The 20,434-nt window shown below is 68.5% G+C and carries 19 protein-coding genes, 1 tRNA gene and 1 other RNA gene; 16 read left to right on the top strand and 5 right to left on the bottom strand.

Annotated features, from left to right (window positions below):
- The first annotated feature begins 18 nt into the window (after positions 1 to 18).
- The 12 genes from SLG_RS01980 (at position 19) to SLG_RS01930 (ending at position 11,793) form a co-directional block, all read left to right on the top strand.
- Positions 19 to 678, top strand: a complete 660-nt coding sequence (locus tag SLG_RS01980) for a histidine phosphotransferase family protein (RefSeq protein WP_014074729.1) — start codon at positions 19 to 21, stop codon at positions 676 to 678.
- A gap of 89 nt (positions 679 to 767) precedes the next feature.
- A complete protein-coding gene (locus tag SLG_RS01975) occupies positions 768 to 3,191 on the top strand; it encodes a chemotaxis protein CheA (RefSeq protein ID WP_014074728.1) in 2,424 nt (807 codons plus the stop codon).
- The gene (locus tag SLG_RS01970; RefSeq protein WP_014074727.1) at positions 3,188 to 3,631 is read left to right on the top strand and encodes a chemotaxis protein CheW; all 444 of its coding nucleotides are present in this window, start codon (positions 3,188 to 3,190) and stop codon (positions 3,629 to 3,631) included. The genes SLG_RS01975 and SLG_RS01970 overlap by 4 nt, the downstream gene beginning before the upstream one ends.
- Before the next feature lie 75 nt (positions 3,632 to 3,706).
- Positions 3,707 to 4,072, top strand: a complete 366-nt coding sequence (locus SLG_RS01965; RefSeq protein ID WP_014074726.1) for a response regulator — start codon at positions 3,707 to 3,709, stop codon at positions 4,070 to 4,072.
- Positions 4,073 to 4,093: 21 nt separating this feature from the next.
- Positions 4,094 to 5,179, top strand: coding sequence for a chemotaxis protein CheB (locus SLG_RS01960; protein WP_014074725.1), 1,086 nt, complete (start codon positions 4,094 to 4,096; stop codon positions 5,177 to 5,179).
- Positions 5,176 to 6,039, top strand: a complete 864-nt coding sequence (locus tag SLG_RS01955) for a CheR family methyltransferase (RefSeq protein ID WP_014074724.1) — start codon at positions 5,176 to 5,178, stop codon at positions 6,037 to 6,039. The genes SLG_RS01960 and SLG_RS01955 overlap by 4 nt, the downstream gene beginning before the upstream one ends.
- Positions 6,040 to 6,126: 87 nt before the next feature.
- Complete coding sequence (locus tag SLG_RS01950; RefSeq protein WP_014074723.1) at positions 6,127 to 6,810, top strand: N-acetylmuramoyl-L-alanine amidase; 684 nt, start codon at positions 6,127 to 6,129, stop codon at positions 6,808 to 6,810.
- A gap of 115 nt (positions 6,811 to 6,925) precedes the next feature.
- Positions 6,926 to 8,311, top strand: coding sequence for an amidohydrolase family protein (locus tag SLG_RS01945; RefSeq protein WP_014074722.1), 1,386 nt, complete (start codon positions 6,926 to 6,928; stop codon positions 8,309 to 8,311).
- Positions 8,301 to 9,437 carry a dipeptidase gene (locus SLG_RS01940; protein WP_014074721.1) on the top strand — a complete coding sequence of 379 codons (1,137 nt, stop codon included), beginning with the start codon at positions 8,301 to 8,303 and terminating at the stop codon, positions 9,435 to 9,437. Before SLG_RS01945 ends, SLG_RS01940 begins: the two co-directional genes overlap by 11 nt.
- Positions 9,438 to 9,440: 3 nt before the next feature.
- Positions 9,441 to 10,379: an ornithine cyclodeaminase family protein gene (locus SLG_RS01935; protein WP_014074720.1), complete on the top strand. Its 939-nt coding sequence runs from the start codon at positions 9,441 to 9,443 to the stop codon at positions 10,377 to 10,379.
- Between the two features lie 32 nt (positions 10,380 to 10,411).
- Positions 10,412 to 10,839: RNase P RNA component class A (gene rnpB, locus SLG_RS20640), an RNA gene on the top strand.
- A 54-nt stretch (positions 10,840 to 10,893) separates the two neighbouring features.
- Positions 10,894 to 11,793, top strand: a complete 900-nt coding sequence (locus tag SLG_RS01930; RefSeq protein WP_014074719.1) for a hypothetical protein — start codon at positions 10,894 to 10,896, stop codon at positions 11,791 to 11,793.
- On the opposite strand, the gene SLG_RS01925 is transcribed toward SLG_RS01930, so the two are convergent.
- A complete protein-coding gene (locus SLG_RS01925) occupies positions 11,751 to 13,562 on the bottom strand; it encodes a hypothetical protein (protein ID WP_014074718.1) in 1,812 nt (603 codons plus the stop codon). The two genes, SLG_RS01930 and SLG_RS01925, sit on opposite strands and share 43 nt — an antisense overlap.
- Before the next feature lie 121 nt (positions 13,563 to 13,683).
- Here SLG_RS01925 and SLG_RS01920 point away from each other — a divergent pair, with 121 nt between their 5' ends.
- From SLG_RS01920 to SLG_RS01910, 3 genes are read left to right on the top strand one after another with little or no spacing between them, the layout of a single operon-like run.
- A complete protein-coding gene (locus SLG_RS01920) occupies positions 13,684 to 14,220 on the top strand; it encodes a J domain-containing protein (protein WP_014074717.1) in 537 nt (178 codons plus the stop codon).
- Positions 14,217 to 14,522 (top strand): hypothetical protein, encoded by a 306-nt coding sequence (locus tag SLG_RS01915; RefSeq protein ID WP_014074716.1) that lies wholly within the window; start codon positions 14,217 to 14,219, stop codon positions 14,520 to 14,522. The genes SLG_RS01920 and SLG_RS01915 overlap by 4 nt, the downstream gene beginning before the upstream one ends.
- 4 nt (positions 14,523 to 14,526) lie before the next feature.
- Entirely contained in the window at positions 14,527 to 14,727 is a 201-nt protein-coding gene (locus SLG_RS01910) for a hypothetical protein (RefSeq protein WP_014074715.1), read from the top strand.
- A 36-nt stretch (positions 14,728 to 14,763) separates the two neighbouring features.
- On the opposite strand, the gene SLG_RS01905 is transcribed toward SLG_RS01910, so the two are convergent.
- The 3 genes from SLG_RS01905 to SLG_RS01895 form a co-directional block, all read right to left on the bottom strand.
- Positions 14,764 to 15,711: a hypothetical protein gene (locus SLG_RS01905; protein ID WP_014074714.1), complete on the bottom strand. Its 948-nt coding sequence runs from the start codon at positions 15,709 to 15,711 to the stop codon at positions 14,764 to 14,766.
- 80 nt (positions 15,712 to 15,791) lie between these two features.
- Positions 15,792 to 16,496: an RlmE family RNA methyltransferase gene (locus SLG_RS01900; RefSeq protein ID WP_014074713.1), complete on the bottom strand. Its 705-nt coding sequence runs from the start codon at positions 16,494 to 16,496 to the stop codon at positions 15,792 to 15,794.
- Positions 16,496 to 17,566, bottom strand: a complete 1,071-nt coding sequence (locus tag SLG_RS01895) for a Ppx/GppA phosphatase family protein (RefSeq protein ID WP_014074712.1) — start codon at positions 17,564 to 17,566, stop codon at positions 16,496 to 16,498. Before SLG_RS01895 ends, SLG_RS01900 begins: the two co-directional genes overlap by 1 nt.
- 213 nt (positions 17,567 to 17,779) lie before the next feature.
- Between SLG_RS01895 and SLG_RS01890 the strand changes: the two genes are divergently transcribed.
- Positions 17,780 to 17,853, top strand: a tRNA-Gln gene (locus tag SLG_RS01890).
- A 72-nt stretch (positions 17,854 to 17,925) separates the two neighbouring features.
- Here the strand turns inward: SLG_RS01890 and SLG_RS01885 are convergent.
- On the bottom strand, positions 17,926 to 20,091 hold the full coding sequence (locus SLG_RS01885) for a putative bifunctional diguanylate cyclase/phosphodiesterase (protein ID WP_041391677.1): 2,166 nt from the start codon (positions 20,089 to 20,091) through the stop codon (positions 17,926 to 17,928).
- Positions 20,092 to 20,434 lie beyond the last annotated feature (343 nt).

Genomic DNA, 20,434 nt, shown 5'->3' with positions numbered 1-20,434 from the left:
GGTTTCTTGAACAAGAGGATGCCCGTTTTGGCACAGACGCCCGCGACCGATCCCATCGACTTCGCCAGCCTGCTCTGCTCCCGTCTGTGCCATGACCTGCTGAGCCCTGTCGGGGCCCTCAACAACGGCATCGAACTGCTGGCCGACGAGACCGATCCGCACATGCGCGAGCAATGCATGGGCCTGCTCGGCGACAGTGCGCGCACCACGGCGGGCAAGCTCAAATTCTTCCGCCTCGCCTTCGGCGCCGCTGGCGGCTTTGGCGAAGGCATCCCGGTGCATGAGGTACGCGCGGCGGTGGAAGGCCTGTTCCCCCCGGGCGGCCGGCTCGAAATCCAGTGGCTGATCGATGGCGACAGCCTGCCCAAGCCGGCGGCCAAGCTGCTGCTCAATCTGGTGATGCTGGCCGGCGAGGCCCTGCCGCGCGGCGGCACGCTGGCCATCGGCGCCGAAGTCGGCGCGACCGCGATCGAGATCGTGGTGCGCGGCGAAGGCCAGCGGATCACTTTCGATCCGGCGATCCGCAGCGCGCTGGCCGGCGCGGGCGACCTCACCACGCGCACCTCCGTCGCCTATCTGATCCGCTCCATCGCCGACCAGACGGGCGGGCAGATCATGATCTCCGCGCCGGAGGAAGCTTTCCTCATGTTCGGCGCGAGCCTGCCGATGCGGGGCTGACGAGGATATCGCCCGGCAATTGCGAAGGATTTACCACGATTTAACGCTGTCCGGCCAATGAGGACGCTCCTGACACCGGGGCTGGCCGCATGGACGAGATACTCGCGGAATTCATCGCAGAGACACTGGAAACGCTGGAGACGCTCTCCGGCGAGATCGTCGCATGGGAAGCGGACCCGACCGACCGGTCGCGACTGGACGCCTTTTTCCGCTTCTTCCACACCGTCAAGGGCAGCTGCGGCTTCCTGAACCTGCCCCGCTTCGAGCGGCTCGCCCATGGCGCCGAGGACGTGCTGGCCGCCGTGCGCCGGGGCGAGCGGGTCGCCGATCCGGCCACGGTGAGCGCGGTGCTCGCCGTGATGGACCGCATCGGCGCCCTCGCACGCGGCATCGGCGAGGATGTGCAGATCCCCGACTCCGAGGATGATGCCCTGCTCGACGCGCTGTCGATCAGCTCCGGCGGCTTCGAGATCTTCGAGCCCCTGCCCGAGATCGCTTCCGAGCCCGACGGCGAGGAACGCGGGACGGACCCCGCACCCGCGCCCGAGCCCCTGGCGCGCCGCAGCAGCGATGGGGGCAACCGCGATCGCGCGCCCCGGACCATACGCCTGCCGCTCGCGCTGATCGACCAGCTGATGAACGGCATCTCGGACATGGTGCTGGCGCGCAACGACCTGGCGCGCAAGATGCGCGATCATGGCGTCGACGCCGATCTGGAGAGCAGCTTCGAGCGCTTGTCCGCCAATGTCGCGGACCTGCGCGACATGATCAGCAAGACCCGCATGCAGCGCGTTGACCGGCTCTACGCGGCGATCCCGCGCATGGTGCGCGATCTCACGCGCGAGCTGGGCAAGAAGGCCGTGCTGAGCCTCGACGGCGGTGACGTCGAGATGGACCGCGAGATGGTCGAGATGGTCGTCGATCCGCTGACGCACATCGTGCGCAATGCGCTGGATCACGGCATCGAGGCACCCGCGGCGCGGCTCGCCGCCGGCAAGCCGGAAGCCGGCGCGCTGCGCATTGTGGCCCGCCAGTCCGGCAACCAGATCGTCATCGAGATCAGCGACGACGGGCGCGGCATCAACCGGGCCGCGCTGGTCGAGAAAGCGGTGGCGGCCGGTCTCTGCACGGCCGTCGAGGCGGCAACCCTCAGCGATGCCGAGAAGCTCGGCCTGATCTTCCACCCCGGACTTTCCACGGCGGCCAGCGTCACCTCGGTCTCCGGGCGCGGCGTCGGCATGGATGTGGTGCGCGCGAACATCGAGCAGATCGGCGGCGTGATCGGCATCACCAGCCTGCCGGGTCAGGGCACGACGATCACCATGCGCGTGCCGCTCACCCTCACCATCATCCCCGGGCTGATCGTCCGCTGCGGCGAGCATTTCTTCGCCATGCCGCGCGGCAATGTGGTCGAGCTGCTTCACCAGAACAGCAGCATGGTCTCGATCGAGGCGGTCGGCGGCGCGCGAATCGCCACCATTCGCGGCGAGCACTATTCCCTGGTCGAGCTGGAGGACATCCTCGGGCTCCCCCGTGTCGAGGGCAGCGGCCCGCGCACCCTCATGGTGATCCGCTCCTCGCTCGGCCAGCCTTATGTGCTTGGCGTCCAGTCCGTGGAAAGCAACGAGGAGCTGGTGATCCGCCCCGCCTCGCCCGCCATCACCGCGGCCGGCGTGTTCGCGGGCATGACGCTGCCGGACAATGGCCAGCCGATGCTGCTGCTCGATGCGGCCGGCCTGGCGCAGGTCGCCGAGTTGCCGTTGCGCGAGGCGGAATTGCGCACGCGGTCCGCGCCTGCCGCCGCCATGGCCGATACACGCGAGGAGACGATCCAGGCGCTGGTCTTCCGGGAGCGCGACGGCACGACGCGGCTGCTGCCGCTCGCGGTGGTCGATCGCGTCGAAGACCTGGAGGCTTCCCGCATCACTGCCAGCAACGGCCGCGCCTTCGCCCGCATCGAGGACCGGCTGCTGCCCGCGCTCAACACGCAGGGCGAGGAAAGCGGCCTGCCCAAGTCCCTGCGCCTTCACGATGGCCGCGACCAGATCTGCTATCTGATCGAGGACGTGATCGACATCATCGAGGTTCCCGCGACGCTGGACGTGCCGATAGGCGCGGGACGGATCGCCGGTCTCGTCATGGTCGGCGAGAGCCAGCTCGAGATGATCGACCCCTTCGCACTGTTCGCCGATGCCGCGCGGACGCGACAGGCGGCCGCGGCGGGGCAACCGATCCGCTGCCTGATTGCCGATGCCGAGGACCCATGGCTGCGCAACATCCTCGCGCCGCTGCTGATCCGGGCGGGGCACGATGTGCGCTTCGGCCCGCAGGCCGAATCGCCTGACGTGATCCTGTGCGGCGATTCGCCGCCGGACGATCCGGCCGGCGACGTGCCGGTGCTGATGCTGCGCGACGTGGCGGAAGACACCTCGGACGCTCATGCCTCCATCTACCGCTACGATCGCGAAAAGATCATGGCGGCCATCGTCGAAGCCGCGCGGAGGGCCGCATGACCGACACGCTTTTCCTGTTCGCGTCCATCGCGGGCACGCCCGTCGCGATCCGCGCCTCGCAGATCGAGGCGGTCGTTCGCATCGGCGATATCGTCCCGATCCCGCTCATGCCGCCTTATGTGCGCGGCCTCGCCGCCCTGCGCAGTCGGGTCCTCACCGTCATCGACATGGACGCACGCGTGTTCGGGACGGGCCGGGGGACGCAGGCAGCCACTCTGGCGATCATCGCGGACATCGCCGCGCACAGCTACGGCTTCCTGGTCGATTCGGTCAGTGACATTTGCACCGCGGCGGAAGGCATCCAGCCGATCCGCGGGCGCATCGATCCGGCCTGGGCGCCTTTCGCCTCCGGCCTGGTGGAGTGGGACGGGCGCAGTCACCTGCTGCTCAGCCTCCCGGATTTCGTCGGCTCGCCGGCCGCCAGCACGCTCGCGGCCTGACGTTTACCTCATTTACGAAAACCTTACGTCCCAAGGATATAGACCGGACAACAACAAGCCGAAGGGTTGCGCACCATGCCGAGCTGTCTCGTGGTCGATGATTCAAAGGTGATCCGCAAGGTCGCCCGCCACATCCTCGAATCTCTCGATCTCCAGGTGGAGGAAGCGGGGGACGGACGCGAGGCGCTGGAGATATGCGATGCCAGCGTGCCCGACGTGGTGCTGCTCGACTGGAACATGCCGATCATGAGCGGGCTCGATTTCCTCAAGGAACTCTCCCGCCGCAACCTGCCCCGGCCGCCCAAGGTCATTTTCTGCACCACGGAGAATGGTGTCGATCACATCCGCGCCGCCGTGGACGCCGGCGCGGACGAATATGTCATGAAGCCGTTCGACCGCGACACGCTGGAAAGCAAGCTCCAGATCGTCGGCGTTCTCTAATCCCCCTGCGGGCATCGTCCCATGACGCCGATTTCCTTCGACCTCGCCGAGCCGCATGGTCCCCGCCGGCCTGTCGATGTTCTCATCGTCGATGATTCGGTGGTCGTCCGGCGGATCATGGCGAAGGTGCTGGCGGCGGACGACCGGTTCAGCGTGACCGGCGCGGTTTCCAGCGGGACCCAGGCGATCGACTTCGTGCGCAACCAGCCGGTCGATCTGGTGCTCCTCGACATGCAGATGCCCGGGATGGACGGGCTTGAAGTGCTTCCCCGGCTGCTGGCGAGCGAGCGCAAGGTGCAGGTGGTGCTGCTCTCCGGAACCTGCCGTGAAGGCAGCGAGATCGCGCTGCAGGCGCTCGCCATGGGCGCCAGCGATGTCGTCGCCAAGCCCAGCGCCGGCCATTTCAGCGACAATTTCGTCGAGCATCTGCTCGATCGGCTCGGTCATCTCGTCCCCGCGCCCGAGCGCAACCGGACGCCCGAGCGCATCGATGAGGAAAGCGCGCGGCTGCGGCCGCTCGGCACGATGGTGCGCGCGGTCGGCGTGGGCGGATCGACCGGCGGCATCAGCGCGATCATGACTCTGCTCTCGGGCCTCAACCCGGGCAATGCCTTCCCCATCTTCATCACCCAGCATCTGCCCGCCAATTTCCAGCCGCTCTTCGCTGAGCAGCTCCATCGCGCGACGCAGAGGCCGGTGGTGATCGCCGAGGAAGGGCTGCCGGTTCGCGCCGGCGTCATCCATGTCGCGCCGGGCAACGCGCATCTCTCGCTGGTTCGGGAAGCGCGCGGCCGGGTGACCATCCGCCTGTCGCGGGAGCGGTGCCTGCATGGCAGCTTCCCGGCCGTCGACCCGATGTTCCTCGCCATGGCGCGCGTTTACGGGCCGGGGGCGTGCGGCGTCATCCTCTCCGGCATGGGCCGCGACGGGCTGGCCGGAGCGCACGCCATCATCGAGGCCGGCGGATGGATGATCGCGCAGGATCATGCCAGCAGCGCCGTGTGGGGCATGCCAGGCTCGGTCGCCCGGGCGGGCCTCGCCAGTGCCATCCTGCCGCCCGGATCGATCGGCGAACTCATCCTCGATCAATGGCAGACCGCGGCATGAGCGGCACCGGCACGCATGACCAGACGATCGCGCGGCTGGGCGATCTGCTCGCCAGCCGGACCGGGCAGATCCTGACCGAAGCCCGGCGCTGGCGCATCGAGACCTCGCTGCGGCCGCTGCTGCGCGCGCGGGGCCTTCCCTCGCTGGATGCGCTGCTCGTGGCGCTGGATGCCGATCCGGACGGCATGCTGACGCGTCAGGCGATCGACGCGATGCTCAATCATGAAAGCTCCTTCTTCCGCGATCATGCGGTTTTCGAGGCGATCGAGCACCAGGTGCTGCCCCGCATCCGCGATCAGGCGCGCGAGAAAGTGCTGCGCATCTGGTCCGCGGGCTGCTCCACGGGTCAGGAAGCCTATTCGCTGGCCATGATGATCCGCCGCATGGGCGACATGTGGGACGGCTGGCGCATCCACATCCTGGGCACCGACGTCTCGGAGCTATCCATCGCAACGGCACGGCGCGGTTGCTATGCGCAGATGGACATGCAGCGCGGCCTGCCGGTCAACGATCTGCTGCGCTGGTTCCGCCCGCTCGGCGAGGACTGGCAGATCGCGGAGGAGATCCGCGCCATGGTCACTTTCCAGGCCGACAATCTCCTCGACACCAGCCGGGTCTCCGGCCTGTTCGATCTCATCTTGTGCCGCAATCTCCTCTTCTACTTTCCGGAGGACAAGCGCCGCCTCGCGCAGGACCAGCTTGCCCGCCATGCCCGGCCGGGCACGTTCCTCGTACTCGGCGCCGGCGAGATGCTGGCGGGCGGCAACAACGCCTTCACCAATTGCCGGGAACTCAGCTGCATCTACATTGCCGAGCGGCCGATCGCCGCGAATGGCGTCATCAGCCGCCTCGCCGGCTGAACGGCCCTTCCGCCCGGCCCGCCGATCGGCTAGGGGACAGGGAGCCGCTTCGTCGCGGCAGGAAGAACCAGGGGCACCAGAGCCTGCATGATCGAGACGCCGTCGCCCAATTTCGATGAGCGCACCCTGCCGATCTCCGTCCTCGTCCTGCATTATACCGGCATGCCCGATGCGCCGAGCGCGATCCAGTGGCTGGCCAGCCCGGAAAGCAAGGTCTCCGCGCATTATGTGGTGACCGAGGATGGGCAAGTGATCCGCATGGTGGACGAGCGCAAGCGCGCCTGGCATGCCGGGGTCTCCTGGTGGCGCGGCATCTCGAACATCAATTCCGCCAGCATCGGCATCGAGCTCATCAATCCCGGCCATGAATGGGGCTATCGCCCTTTCCCGGACGAGCAGATCGACGCGCTCATCCCGCTGGTGCACGACATCATGACGCGCCATCGCATCACGCGCGGCAATGTCGTGGGCCACAGCGACATCGCCCCGGCACGCAAGCAGGACCCGGGCGAGCTTTTCCCCTGGCACAAGCTGGCCCGGCTGCGGCTCGCTCTTCCGCGCCCCACTCGCAATCTCATGGACCCGCACTGGTCGGACGGCGGCTTCATGCTGGCGCTCGAGCGCTTCGGCTACGACATTTCCGATCCCGAGGCCGCCGTCGTCGCGTTCCAGCGGCGCTTCCGCCCCGAGCTGATCGACGGCGTGATCGATGGCGAATGCCGGGCGATCCTGCTCGCGCTGCTGCTGCCCCGCCCCCGCGGCGACGATTAGGTCGGATCGACACCATCCTACGGATGCCTTCGGGGTTCACACGGGTGGAAGAAGCAAGGCTGTCTGCAAGACGGCCGCGCTTGCCAGCCGTCCGTTGCTTCCATATCGACAGGTCATGACGACCTTACCCCGCATTGCCGCTTTCGTCGCGGCCGCGACGTTCCTCGCCGCCGGCCTGCCCGCCACCGCGCAACTGCCGGCCAAGGCGGCCGAAGCCGTGCTCTATACGCACGCGACGCTGATCGACGGGACAGGCGCGCCGGCGCGGAAAGATCAGGACATCCTCGTGCGGGGCGAGCGGATCGAGGCGGTCGGGCCCAGCGGCACGCTCGACGCCGCCCGGACCGGCGGCGCGCGAACGGTCGACCTCTCCGGCCGCCATGTGATGCCCGGCCTCATCGACAGCCATGTCCATCTCGCCACGCCGCCCAATCGGGGACGGGCCGAAGCGATGCTGCGCCGGCAGCTTTATGGCGGCGTCACGGCGGTGCGCGACATGGCCGACGACCTGCGCGCGGTGGGCGAGCTCTCCCGCGCCTCGCTGGCCGGGGAGATGCCCGCGCCGGACATCTTCTACGCCGCGCTGATGGCCGGACCGTCCTTCTTCGAGGACCCGCGCGTCCTCGCGGTCAGCCTGGGCAAGACGCCCGGCACCGCGCCATGGATGCAGGCGATCGACGACAAGACCGACCTGCGCACGGCCGTGACGCTCGCGAAGGGAACCTCCGCCACTGCGATCAAGATCTATGCGAACCTGCCAGCCAGCCTCATCGCCGGAATCACGCAGGAAGCGCATCGGCAGGGCATGATGATCTGGGCCCACAGCGCCGTCTTCCCGACATGGCCGGCGGACGTCATCGCGGCCGGGCCGGATTCGCTGAGCCATGTCTGCTATCTCGCTTACCAGACCCAGCCGGCCATGCTGCCCGCTTATGAGGACCGCACCCCGGTCGACGAGCGCCGTCTTGCCGCCAGCGGGGACGACCCGGTGCTGGCGAGGCTCTTTGCCGCCATGCTGGAGCGCGGCGCCGTGCTCGATGCGACCGGCAGCCTGTTCGTGCTGTTCGAGGAAGAGCGGCGGAACAATCCCGCCGCCAAGCCGCTGCGCTGCACCGGCCCGGCCACCACCCGCCTCACCCGGCAGGCATGGCAGGCGGGCGTGCCCATCTCGGCCGGCACGGACTTCGTGCACAAAACGGACGATCCATGGCCGGCGCTGTTCGACGAGCTTCATTTCCTCCAGCATGATGTCGGCATGCCGCCGCTGGAGGTCATCCGCGCCGCCACGCTGATCGGCGCGCGGGCGGCCGGGCAGGAAAAGGAGATGGGCTCCATCGAGCCGGGCAAGCTCGCCAATTTCATCGTCCTCACCGCCGATCCGCTGCAGGACATCGATCATGTCCGCAGCATCGAGACGACCGTGAAGCGCGGCCGCGCCTATCGCCGCGCGGACTACACGCCCGTCACCAAGGCGGAAATGGGAGGCAGGGATGAGGATTGACCGGCGCGCGCTGCTCGGCGGCGCGACAGGGCTCGCCGCCGCCGCTCTCCTGCCGCGCGCCGCTTGGGCGGCAGACAAGGCGACAGGCGAGGCGATGGGCGAGGACTGGATCGTCATCAATGCGCTCGGCGGGCTCGGCGATCCCAACCGGCGCGGCGAGGCGGACCCGTTCAGCCCGCGCGTGCTGGCCGAGGCCCATGCTTCCGGCCTCACCGCCGTCAATTGCACCTTCGGCTATGTTTCCGGACCCGGCGACCCGTTCGAGATCAGCGTACGCGACGTGGCGGAGACGGACGCACTGCTGCGCCGCCACGAGAAGGACCTTCTCAAGATCCTGAGCGCAGCGGACATCCGCCGCGCCAAAGCCGAGAACAGGATCGGCATCATCTACGGCTTCCAGAACGGCGCGATGATGGGCGAGGATGCCAGCCGCGTCGACATCTTCGCCAATCTCGGCGTGCGCATCTTCCAGCTCACTTACAATCCCGCCAACCAGATCGGCGATGGCTCCATGGCGCCGGAGAATCGCGGCATCACGCCCTTCGGGCGCGAAGTGATCGCGCGCCTCAACGAACAGCGCGTGATGGTCGATCTCTCGCACAGCGGCGAGCGCACTTGCCTCGAGGCCGCGCGCATCTCGAAAGCGCCGATCTCCATCAATCACACCGGCTGCCGCGCGGTCGCCGACCTGCCGCGCAACAAGACCGATGCAGAGCTGCGCCTCGTCGCCGAGAAGGGCGGCTTCGTCGGCATCTATTTCATGCCTTTCCTCGACGTCTCCGGCCATGCCCGCGCCGAGCATGTCGTCGCGCATATCGACCATGCGGTGAATCTGTGCGGCGAGGATCATGTCGGCATCGGCACGGACGGCAGCGTCACGCAGATCGACGATCTCAAGGTCTATGAGGCCGCGCTGGCCGAGGAGATCGCCCAGCGCCGCGCCGCCGGCATCAGCGCCACCGGCGAGCGGCCGGACACTTATCCCTTCGTCGTCGACCTGCGCGGGCCGGACCAGTTCCGCAAGCTCGCTCGCCTGCTGCGCGAGAAGGGCTACCGCGCGGCGCGCATCGAGAAGATCCTCGGGACGAACTTCCTGCGCTATGCCGAAACGATCTGGGGCAGCTGAGCCATGATCGTCATCGGCGCCGAGGAAGTCCGCCGGCGGCTGGACCATGCCGCCTGCATTCCCCTGATGCGCGAAGCGATGATCGCGCTGCATCGGGGGCGCAGCCAGCAGCTGCTGCGCGGCATCATCGATCTGGGCGAAGGCGCGGCCTTCGGCGTGATGCCCGGCGCGCTGGAGGGGGCAGGCTTCGGCGCCAAGATCGTCAGCGTCTTCCCCGCCTCCGCCGCGCAGGGCAAATCGCATCAGGGGCTCATTGTCCTGTTCGATCCGCGCACCGGCGCCCCGGCCGGCGTGATCGATGGCGGCGAAGTGACGGCCATCCGCACCGCCAGCGCGTCGGCCGCCGCGACCGATGCCCTTGCCCGGCCCGATGCGACGCGCCTCGCCATTCTCGGCACGGGTGAGCAGGCCTGGCACCATGCCGCCGCGATCCGCCATGTCCGCCCGCTGGAAAGCGTCGCGTTCTGGGGCCGCACGCCTCAGAAGGCGCAGGCGATGGCGCAGCGCGTCGCCAAGGAACTCGGGCTCCCGGCCCGCGCCGTAGCCAGCGTGGCGGAGGCGGCGCGGGACGCGGACATCATCTGCACGACCACGGCAGCCGCCGAGCCCATCCTCTTCTCGCGCGATGTGGCGGACGGCACGCATATCAATGCGGTCGGCTCCAGCCGCGCCGGGCCGTCCGAGATCGACATCGACCTCGTCGCCCGCGCGCGCTTCATTCCCGATCATCGCGAGGGTGTGCTGGCGCAGGGCGCCGAGTTCCTGAACGCGCGGGCCGCGGGCCTCGTCACCGACGCGCATGTCCTGCCCGGGATCGGCGCCGTGCTGAGCGGCGACGCGCCGGGGCGGACGGATGCGCGGGACGTGACGATCTACAAGTCCCTTGGCTCCATCGTGCAGGATCTCGCCTGCGCCGCCTGGCTGCTTGCCGGCAGGGGATGACTCGCGCCGCCCGCGCGCCTATATGCGCCTCGCCAGGCGGCCGGGCGATCGCGGCGATCCTCATGGGATCGGCGAGGAAAGTCCGGGCTCCACGAAACGGCGGTGCCGGATAACGTCCGGCGGTTCCTGCGCAAGCGGGGGTCAGGGAAAGTGCAACAGAGAGCAGGTCACGTCTGTCTTCGGACTAGGGCTTCGGCCGCGTGAAAAGTGAAAGGGTGCGGCAAGAGCGCACCGCGCGCCCGGCAACGGGAGCGGCACGGCAAACCCCACCGGGAGCAAGACCGAATAGGGGCGGCACGCGGCGCAAGCCGCAGGGCATGTTTCGGCCCGACCGCCCGGGTTGGTTGCTTGAGGCCGTTCGAGAGAACGGTCCTAGAGGAATGATCGCCCATCCGCCCGCGCGTCCCCTTGGGGATACGGCGGCGGTGGACAGAACCCGGCTTACAGGCCGCCTGGCATTTTTGCACCGCTACCCGCGCTTGCGCCCCCGGCCGCGCTGTGGTGAAGGCGCGCGATGACTGACCTCATGCTCTCGCTCGCACAGACCGACACAGCCGACGATCCGCTCTTCGAGCGCTTCTTCACCGGCTATGAAGGCGCGTTCACCTTGCCGGACGAGATGGAGGACCGGGAGGGATTCGCCCGCTGCCTGGCACTCAATCACGGGCCGGACCATGCGCGCCTTGCCGCGCGCTTCGGTGCGTTTCGCGAGTTGTGCGTCATTGCCAGCGACCGCGCGGACGGCACGATGACCGGCGGCGCGAACTTCATCGCCATGGCGCCCGATCCCGCCACGCCCGGCGCGCCGGTCACCGCCAATCTCAATTATCTCTATGTCTGCCCGCAGGCGCGCGGGCGCGGCGCGCTGCGTGCCTTCATGAAAGCACTGCATGGCCTGATCGGCGGCCTCTTCGGTGAGCGCGCGGGGACGGAAGTCGCCATCTTCATCGAGCAGAACGACCCCTTCCGCATGACGCCGCAAGCCTATGAGCGCGATTCGGCGCACAGCGGCATGGACCAGTTCGACCGGCTGCGCATCTGGGCACGGATGGGCACGAAAGTGGTGGACTTCCCCTATGTCCAGCCGCCTCTCTCCGCCGGACAGGCGGCCGACGACACGCTGGTCTATTCGGTAATGGGCTTGCCCGGCACCACGCTGGCCCCGGCCGTGCTGCGCCGGCACCTCGCTGCCTTCTTCGGCATCTCGGTGCTCAAGGGCGCCCCGCTGGACGCGGTGCCGGCGGCCATGGCCCAGCTCGACCGGCTGGACGGCATGGCCGTGCGCGGCGAGACGATCGCCCTGCTCGATCCGGCGCCTTTCCTCGCCGGGCCCGGCGATCCGCGCGCGCTGCTCGGCAGCCCGGGGCGGCCTCAGTCGCTGCGCGAAGCGGTGGCCTCGTCCATCCAGTCGTAATGTGCCGAGACGATGCCGGGGAAGCCGCAAGCGGAAAAGTCGTGCCCGCCCGGCTGGCCGTTGAAATAGTCGAACCGCAGGAGCTTGTCGTCGCGCAGCCGCCGCGCGGCCGCATCGCTCTCAGCCAGGCTGTCGAGCGCTTCGGCGATCAGGGTCCGCATGGTGAAATGGCCTGACCAGTCGGGATAAGCGAGGCGATGGCCGCAGCCCGCCTCGTCTATCGCGCAGGCGAAGGCGAAGGTCAGTGGCTCGCGATCGGTGCCCCACTGGCGCACGGCGGCGGCAAGGCCGCTCACCACCTTGAGCGCGAGCTGGCGCTTGCCGAACAGGCAGCTTTCCGGGTCCGCCAGATTGCCATGCTCGAAGAAGGGAATGAAGTCCTTCCACGGCTGCGCCGGCCCGGGCTGCAGGCTGGTGAGCGGCGTCAGGCGGCCATCCGGCCCGCGCATCAGCACCACCACCGCCGCCCAGAGATAAGCCGAATAATAACGCGAGGGATAAGCGCCGGTATCCATGACGATGTGGCCACGGCTGGCTTCCCGCCGCTCGACATCGCCTTCCACAGCGTTGCTGCTCACGATCTCGGAAATGAACAGCACCGGCCGCTCGTCCTGACCGCCGCCCCAGCTGGTGAGGGCCGCCTGCGGCAGCGCATTGACCTGGCTTGCCGTGCGCCGGCCAAGGCTGCGGGAGAGGCGCAGGCGCCCCATGACATTGGCCGGCACGGCCATGCCGGTGAAGGGCTTCTCGGGCGGCGGCGTGGCGCCCACCGTGCCGATCGCCCGCTCATGGCGGCACTGGCCGTCCATCAGCCCCTTGAGCGCGGCGGCGATGTCGCGCCGGCTGCCCACCACCTCGATGGAATTATTCTCGTCGCCATAGCCATATTGGACGACGGCGTAGCGCGCGTCCCAGTTGCGGCATTCGCAGATCGGGATGCTCGGGCCCCACAGCAGCCAGCAATTATAGATGAAGAGCTGGATCTGGCGCAGGTCGCGATCCGTCGCATCGATTGGCCGGCCGGCCGCCTCGGCGCTGCTGTTGGCATCCCGGTCGAAGGATTCGAGGATCGGGCGCCATTTGTCGTTGAACTGGATGAGCAGCCCGGTGAGCAGGTGCAGCGGCGCGATGAAGCCGGACCCGATCTCGATCGGGCAGATGAAGCGGTCCGCTTCCTCGCCATCCAGCCCCAGCGAGCGCAGGCATTCGAAATAGCGGCCGATGTCATCCAGCCGCGCGCTCACCAGCGCGGGATTGTCGACATGGATGGTCCAGTTGCCTTCCAGCGCCAGCGCACGGCGAATGTCCTGTCGCCAGGCGTGCAGTTCCGCGCGATAGGCGCGCCAGGCCCGCCAGCGCCCGCCCATCCGCCAGATCTGCCGACCGAGGAACCCGCCTTCCGGCGCGTCCACCCCGCCGTCGCGCCAGTCCGGCTGGGGCCGGGGCACGAACAGCTCATGCTCGACGAGAATGCGCGTGCGCCGCAGCAGCGTCCGCCGGTCGCGCGAGAGCAGCGCGCGGTCCGTGATGGCGAGGAGCAGCACACTTTCCGCCACCTGCAGGCGCGAGCCCCGGCGGACATTGGGGTTCATCCGGCGCAGCAGGCGATAGCAGCGCAGGAATTCCTGATAGATGAGCGCCAGCGCGAACAGGAACAGCAGGAGGGAAAGGGCGCTCAGGCCATGGTCCAGCCATCGGCCCGCCGCCGTATCCCCGAACTTGTCCCCGAACAGGTCGAATCCCGCGTTCAGCCATTCCAGCAATTCCATTGCCGAAGCCCCACCCTGCTGCCTGCCCCGCGCCGATCATGCCCATGGCAACCAGCCCAAAGCAATGGCGAAGGACGCGTTGCGGTGGATTTCGTAACATTGACTCTCTATCTGGGGTGGGATGTCCAAGGCACGGCGATCCAATGACTGGGGCTTTCCCCGCTGGCGGGGCTATGGCTCCGCGCGCGAGGCGCAGCAGGTTCGCCTGTGCGACCGGCATGGCTGCGACCGGCCGGGCGAGTGCCCCGCGCCCAAATCGCCCAACAGTCCCGAGCGCTGGTATTTCTGCCAGGAGCACGCCGCCGAGTATAACAAGGGCTGGGACTATTTCGCGGGGCTGGACGAGGAAGAGCGCGCTTCCCGCATGAAGGACGAGCAGCGCGACGCCTCCGGCTTCCGCAGCAGCGCGCATCATCAATGGGGCGGCCCCGGCGACGGCACCCGCTCGCGCGACGAGATGCGCGCGCTCGACGTGCTGGGGCTGGACAGCGATGCCGACTTCGACGCGGTGCGCCGGAACTGGCGCGCGCTTGCCAAGGAGAATCACCCGGACGTCCGCCCCGGCGACGCCGAGGCCGCGACCCGCTTCCAGGCGATCCAGACCGCTTATGAAGTGCTGCGCGCTGCCGAGGAACGTCGCAGCTGGAAGCCCGCATGACCACTCGCCGCGCGAAATCACGCTGGGCCAACGCGGTGCTCGTCTGCCGCAAATGCTCCAAGAAAGTGAAGGGCGGCTTCGGACCGGATGGAGACAAGCCGCTCGCCAAGGCGCTGCGCAAGCAGCTCCACCTCGGCAAGGGGCCCAAGTCCGGCGCCGGCATCATCGAGGTCGGCTGTCTGGACATCTGCCCCAAGCGCGCCGTGACTGTCGTCGACACGCGCCATCCCGACCAGTGGCTCATCGTCCGCCCCGGCGCCAATCTCGATGGTCTGGCGCACGAGCTGGGGCTCAAGGGCTGAGGCGATGCGCAGCACGTCGGATGGCGTCACCGTGCGCCTCTATCATCTCTCCGAGGCGGAAGGCGGCGGCGCGCAGACGCTGATGTACGGTTCGCTTTCGGACGCGCTCGCCATGGCGGCCCAGCAGAGCGAAGACGTGCAGGCCGGCCTCTTCATCGCCACCGACAATGACGTGATCGCTTATCTCGACCTGATCGAGGAGTGACGGGCGCCGCTGCGGCGGGCCCGGCCGAACAGGCGCTCAGCGCCGTTCATAGGGCTTGATGCTCTTCGCCAGCACATTCTCGCCCAGCGCGATTCGCTCGCCGGTCCAGTCCGCCAGGAAGGTGTTGTTGCGGGAGACGCCAGGGACGAAGCTCGCCCGGTTGCCGCGCACCACAAGGCCTTCAGAGCCATTCTCGCCGCCCTCCGCGCCCAGCGCGATGAAGGCGCTCCAGTTCTCCTTGTCGCGGCCCTGCACCATCACATTGTCCTCGATGCGGCCGGTGGCGCCGGCGGGCAGATCGATCATGTAATTGGTCGCGCGGCCCTCGCTGTCGTCGAAGCTGTTGTCCACGATGTGGGCACGCGCCGCGCGGCTCTTCACATAATGGCCGCCATTGCCCGCCTCGAAGCGCGAGCGCGTGACGGTGAGCGCGCCATATTGGCCGACATAGAGGCTGTGTGCGCAATCGAGGTCGCGGTCGCAGCGGCCGAGGCGCCGGAAGGTCGAGCGATCGATGACGATCTGGCCGTCCGGGTCGGGCGCGGTCAGAATGCCTTCCTCGCTGTCCCGGAAGATGCTGTGCGTGACCGTGAGATCGCCCTGCTCCAGCCGGATGCCCGCCCCGTTCCCGTCCGGGACGGCATAGTTCTGGAAGACGAGGCCGTCGATCGTCGCGCTCCGGCCGCGCAGCACCAGTCCCGCCTTCTGCTCGCAGGCGATGCGTTCGAAGATCGCGGTGCCGCGCTCGCGGGCGCGCAGGGTGAGCACGCCGCTTTCCTGCACCGCGCACTGGCGATAGGTGCCCGGCGCGACCAGGATCGTGCCTTCCCCCTCGCCCATCGCGGCGAGCGCGTCGGCAAGGCGCGCATAGCCCTGCCCGGTCTCGACCAGCAGGAAAGGCGCGCCGGCCTGCTGCTGCGCGGCCGCCCCCGCGGCGAGGCTGGCGGCAATCGCGGCCAGGATGGAGAAAGTGCGGCGGATCATGGACAATCGTCTATCCCGCCGCCAAGCGCCGGGCAATCGGCCGCACGGGTGCCGGACTGTCCGGACTGTCCGGATTTCGGTCAGTTTTCCTCGGGGAGATGGTCCGCCGGGGCGCTGCCCTGCGGCTGGCCCTTGAAGCCCTGCGCGACGACGAACCACTCGACCGACCCCTTGCGGCTCGACGGCGGCTTGGCATGCTTGACCGTGCGGAACGCAGCCTTGAGCTGGCGCAGCAGCGCATCGTCCGTGCCGCCGGCGAAGACCTTGGAGACGAAGGCGCCGCCCGGCTTCAGGGTCCGCATCGCGAAGTCCGCCGCCGCCTCGACCAATCCCATGGTGCGCAGGTGATCGGTCTGCTGGTGGCCGACCGTGTTCGCGGCCATGTCCGACATGACGAGATCGGGCGCGCTGCCCAGTTCCGCGATCAGCCGCCCGGGCGCCTCGTCCGCCATGAAATCCATCTGCAGCAGCGTGACGCCGGCGATCGGCTCGACGGGCAGGAGATCGATGCCGACGATGGCGGCCTGCGGCACCTTCTTGCGCACCACCTGCGCCCAGCCGCCGGGCGCGACGCCCAGGTCCACGACATGGCGCACGCCCTTCAGAAGGCCGAATTTCTCGTCCAGCTCGATCAGCTTGTAGGCCGCCCGGCTGCGATAGCCTTCCGCCTTGGCGCGCTTCACATAGGGATCGTTGAGCTGGCGGGAGAGCCAGCGCGTGGATTGGGCGGTGCGGCCGCGCGCAGTGCGCACCCGCGTGCCGACGGGCTTGTCTCCCCGCGCCATCAGCCCAGCTTCCGCCGCGAGCCGCTGTCGAGCAGCGCCCGCAATATGCCTTCGCGAATGCCGCGATCGGCGACGCCGAGCCGTTCGGCTGGCCAGATATCCATGATGCTCTCCAGAATAGCGCAGCCTGCCACGACCAGATCGGCCCGCTCCTCGCCGATGCAGGGCAGCGCCACCCGCTCGGCCATGCTCATGCCGGAGAGGCGCCGGGCGATGTCGCGCATGGCCTCGGCCGGCACGATCAGCCCGTCCACCGCCTGCCGGTCATAGCGGGGCAGGCCGAGATGCACGCTCGCCAGCGTCGTGACGGTGCCGGAGGTGCCGAGCAGCCGCACTGGCCGGTCCTTCGGCAGGCGCGCGGCGAACCCGGCGAATGCCTCCCGCATCAGCGCGGTCATCCGGCCATAAGCGGCGGCGCGTTCGGCCGGGTCGCTGACATGGCCGGGCACGGCCTCGGCCAGAGAGACGACGCCCAGCGGCGCGCTCAGCCAGTCGATGATGCGGTGACCATCCGGCCCGTCCTCCAGCAGCACCAGCTCCGTCGAGCCGCCGCCGATATCGAAGATCATCGCCGGCCCCTCGCCCGATTCGAGCAGGGACTGGCAGCCCAGCACCGCGAGCCGCGCTTCCTCCTGCGCGGAAATGATGTCCAGCATGATGCCCGTCTCGGCCGCGACGCGCGCCACGAATTCCGCGCCATTGGCTGCCTGACGGCAGGCTTCCGTCGCGACCGACCGCGCCAGCACGACGCGGCGCCGGCGCAGCTTGTCCGCGCAGACCGAGAGGGCAGAGATCGTGCGATCGATCGCGGCGTCGGAGAGCCGGCCGGTGGCGCCCAGCCCTTCGCCCAGCCGCACGATCCGCGAGAAGGCGTCGACCACGACGAATCGGTCGCCCTCGGGCCGGGCGATCAGCAGGCGGCAATTGTTGGTGCCAAGGTCGAGCGCGGCGAGATTGCCGCGCGGCATGATTCGCGACATCGCGTCGCCGCTGCTGTCCTTGCCGCTGGGCGGACCCGGCGGCCTCGACCAGGAACCCGTGCGCGGCACGGATGTGGCCTTCTGTGCCATGACCGCCGTACCTTCCCGCCGGCGCGCTGGCGCCGGGACTTGAGGCAGACGCTAGACGCGCGCGGCGCGCGGCGCAAGCACGGCCGCGTCAGGGCGCTATCCGCCACCGGGCGATCCTGATTTTTGCGGCTTCGTCCCTGCAAGCGCTGCTGGACTTTCGCACCCCAAAAACCTTGACGCGGGGATTTCAGCGGCCTAGAGCCCGCCGCCTGTTGCCCGATCGTCTAAAGGTAAGACTACGGACTCTGACTCCGTCAATCGAGGTTCGAATCCTCGTCGGGCATCCAGCTTCCTCACCCTCACATCGTCGAATCGGCAAGCGCTCGCGGCCCAGCCTTGGGGCCTGAACGGCATGCGCTTCAGGCGGTGCGCTGCTCGGGCCAGAACAGTTCGCCGAACACCGCGGCGGGGACCGGCCGGCCGAAATGATAGCCCTGTCCCTTGGCGCAGCCATGCTCCCGCAGGAACGTGGCGTCCGCCTTCTTCTCCACACCTTCCGCCACCACTTCCAGCCCCAGCTTCTGCGCGAGGTCCAGGATGGAAAGGACGATCGCCTGATCCTGCTGCGAGCGGTGGATGCTCTGCGTGAAGCTCTTGTCGATCTTGAGATGCGTGACGGGGCAGGTGCGCAGCATGTTGAGCGACGCGAAGCCGGTGCCGAAATCGTCGAAGGACAGCGCGACGCCCAGCTTGCGCAATTCGCGCAGTTGCCGCAGCACCACTTCCTGCTGGTCGAGAATGATGTTCTCGGTGATCTCCAGCTCCAGCGCTTCGGCCGGCAGGTCGTTGGCGGTCAGTGCCTCGTGCACGTCCTGCACGAGGCTGCCGGTGCGGAACTGCTCGGCGAAGAGATTGACGCTGATCTTGAAGTACGGCTGATCGCAGCGCCATGACGCCGCCTGCGCGCAGGCGGTCCGCAAAATCCAGCTGCCGACCCGCGCGGCCAGCGCCCCGCTTTCGAGCGCGGGCAGGAACGCGGCGGGCGCGAGCAGGCCGCGCTCCGGATGCTTCCAGCGGATCAGGGCCTCCGCCCCGGCCAGCGCGCCGTCGCCCAGGCGAATTTGCGGCTGGTAGAACAGGACGAATTCGCTGCGCTCGACGGCGCGGTGCAGCTCGGCCTCATAGCGCCTGCGCGCCACGGCTTCCGCGCGCAGGGCGGGGATGAACAGGCAGGCGCGGCCGCGGCCGCCGCTCTTGGCCTGGAACAGCGCCAGATCGGCACTGCTCGTCAGTTCCTCGACCGTCTCGCCATGGTCCGGCGCGACGGCGAGCCCGGAGCTGGCGGCAATGCGCACTTCATGCCCTTCCACGACGATGGGCTCGGCGATCGCGGCGCCGATCTCCCGCGCCAGCCGGGCGAGGCGCAGCGGATCGCAATCCTCCACCAGCAGCACGGCAAAGGCGTCGCCGCCGACGCGCGCGGCGGTGCTGCCGGGCGGCACGAGGCCAAGCAGGCGCTGGGTCACGACCTGCAGCACCGCGTCGCCCGCGCCATGGCCAAGCGTGTCATTGACGTCCTTGAAGCCATCGAGATCCGTGAGGATGAGCGCGGCGCCGCTGGCGCGCCGGATTGCCTCGGCGGCGCGCTGATGCAGCAGGTTGCGGTTGGGCAGGCCGGTCAGCGTATCGAAATTGGCAAGGTGATAAAGCGCATCGCGCTCGCGCCGCTGGTCGGTCATGTCGCGCACGATGGCCCCGAAATGCATCCGGTCGCCCTCATACCAGCGCGACCAGTACAACTCGACCGGGAAGCGCTCGCCATTGGCGCGCACGGCGGTCAGGTCCGTGCCGACATTGCTGGGCGGGGCGCCGGCCAGGACCAGTTCGACGCCTTTATGCACCGTGGCGCGCTGATCTTCCGCGACCAGCAGATCGAGCGGCCGCCCGTCGATTTCGGCCGCCTGGTAGCCGAACATCGTGGCCGCGGCCTCGTTCCAGGCCGTGATGCGCGATTGGGGATCGAAGCAGATCACCGCGTTGGGGGATATCGCCGCGCTCGCTTCGAGGCGCGGGGGAATGCTGGTGGCGGAGACTTCCAGCCGGCGCAGTTCCAGCTTGTCGAGCACGAGCGAAGCCAGATCCTTCAGTCGCGCGCTGTCCTGCCGGCTGAAGGCGGCCCGCGGCTCGCTGTCGATGACGCACAGCGCGCCCAGCGCATGCCCACTGCGCGTGCGCAGCGGGACGCCGGCATAGAAGCGGATGATGCCGTCCCGGACCAGCGGATTGTCATGGAAGCGCACGTCGAGCAGCGCATCCTCGACCACGAGCACTTCGTCCTGATTGATGGCATGCGCGCAGAAGGAGACCTCCCGCCGGTCATCGCAGACGCCGATGCCCACGCTGGCGGGGAGGAAGACATGATCGCTGCCGATCATGTTCACGGCCGCGACCGGCACGTCGAACATGCGCGCCGCGATTTCCACGATGGGGTCTAGCGAGGGCAGCACGACGCCGGGCGTGAGGCCATAATCGGCCAGTGCACGCAGGCGTCCTTCCTCATCCTCTGTCTGGCTGGGGCAGCGCACGGGACTCTCCTTCCGCCGGACATCATTCCGGAGGTTCCTTAATAATCCCGAAAAGAAGGCCCGAAGGCAATCGGCTTGCGCCATCTGGTGGGACCCCCGCATGATCCGTCCCGCCAGCTCTCGACATCAGCGGCAGAATCAGCCGGACATCGAACGAGACCTTGCCTTCCTTTCCCCAAAATCTCCGTTCCCGTCATTGACGCAGATCAATGCCTCGCCGCGCGCCATGGCCAGGATGGCAGAAGGAATATTGAGCTACGGAGCAACAGATCATGGAGCATCTCGCCCAGTGGCCCGTCATCGTCTTCATCGGCATGACGGTCGCCTTCACCATCACCATGCT

It is taken from the genome of Sphingobium sp. SYK-6, assembly GCF_000283515.1.
Lineage (GTDB): Bacteria > Pseudomonadota > Alphaproteobacteria > Sphingomonadales > Sphingomonadaceae > Sphingobium > Sphingobium lignivorans.
The sequence above is the reverse complement of the archived record's forward strand: the minus strand, read 5'-3'. Positions and strand labels throughout refer to the sequence as shown.

Coding starts and splice junctions, on each gene's coding strand:
- SLG_RS01970 (WP_014074727.1), top strand. CDS start 3,188: ATGACCGACACGCTTTTCCTGTTCGCGTCCATCGCGGGCACGCCCGTC.
- SLG_RS01935 (WP_014074720.1), top strand. CDS start 9,441: ATGATCGTCATCGGCGCCGAGGAAGTCCGCCGGCGGCTGGACCATGCC.
- SLG_RS01960 (WP_014074725.1), top strand. CDS start 4,094: ATGACGCCGATTTCCTTCGACCTCGCCGAGCCGCATGGTCCCCGCCGG.
- SLG_RS01945 (WP_014074722.1), top strand. CDS start 6,926: ATGACGACCTTACCCCGCATTGCCGCTTTCGTCGCGGCCGCGACGTTC.
- SLG_RS01910 (WP_014074715.1), top strand. CDS start 14,527: ATGCGCAGCACGTCGGATGGCGTCACCGTGCGCCTCTATCATCTCTCC.
- SLG_RS01925 (WP_014074718.1), bottom strand. CDS start 13,562: ATGGAATTGCTGGAATGGCTGAACGCGGGATTCGACCTGTTCGGGGAC.
- SLG_RS01915 (WP_014074716.1), top strand. CDS start 14,217: ATGACCACTCGCCGCGCGAAATCACGCTGGGCCAACGCGGTGCTCGTC.
- SLG_RS01980 (WP_014074729.1), top strand. CDS start 19: ATGCCCGTTTTGGCACAGACGCCCGCGACCGATCCCATCGACTTCGCC.
- SLG_RS01965 (WP_014074726.1), top strand. CDS start 3,707: ATGCCGAGCTGTCTCGTGGTCGATGATTCAAAGGTGATCCGCAAGGTC.
- SLG_RS01950 (WP_014074723.1), top strand. CDS start 6,127: ATGATCGAGACGCCGTCGCCCAATTTCGATGAGCGCACCCTGCCGATC.
- SLG_RS01930 (WP_014074719.1), top strand. CDS start 10,894: ATGACTGACCTCATGCTCTCGCTCGCACAGACCGACACAGCCGACGAT.
- SLG_RS01975 (WP_014074728.1), top strand. CDS start 768: ATGGACGAGATACTCGCGGAATTCATCGCAGAGACACTGGAAACGCTG.
- SLG_RS01940 (WP_014074721.1), top strand. CDS start 8,301: ATGAGGATTGACCGGCGCGCGCTGCTCGGCGGCGCGACAGGGCTCGCC.
- SLG_RS01920 (WP_014074717.1), top strand. CDS start 13,684: ATGTCCAAGGCACGGCGATCCAATGACTGGGGCTTTCCCCGCTGGCGG.
- SLG_RS01895 (WP_014074712.1), bottom strand. CDS start 17,566: ATGGCACAGAAGGCCACATCCGTGCCGCGCACGGGTTCCTGGTCGAGG.
- SLG_RS01955 (WP_014074724.1), top strand. CDS start 5,176: ATGAGCGGCACCGGCACGCATGACCAGACGATCGCGCGGCTGGGCGAT.
- SLG_RS01900 (WP_014074713.1), bottom strand. CDS start 16,496: ATGGCGCGGGGAGACAAGCCCGTCGGCACGCGGGTGCGCACTGCGCGC.
- SLG_RS01905 (WP_014074714.1), bottom strand. CDS start 15,711: ATGATCCGCCGCACTTTCTCCATCCTGGCCGCGATTGCCGCCAGCCTC.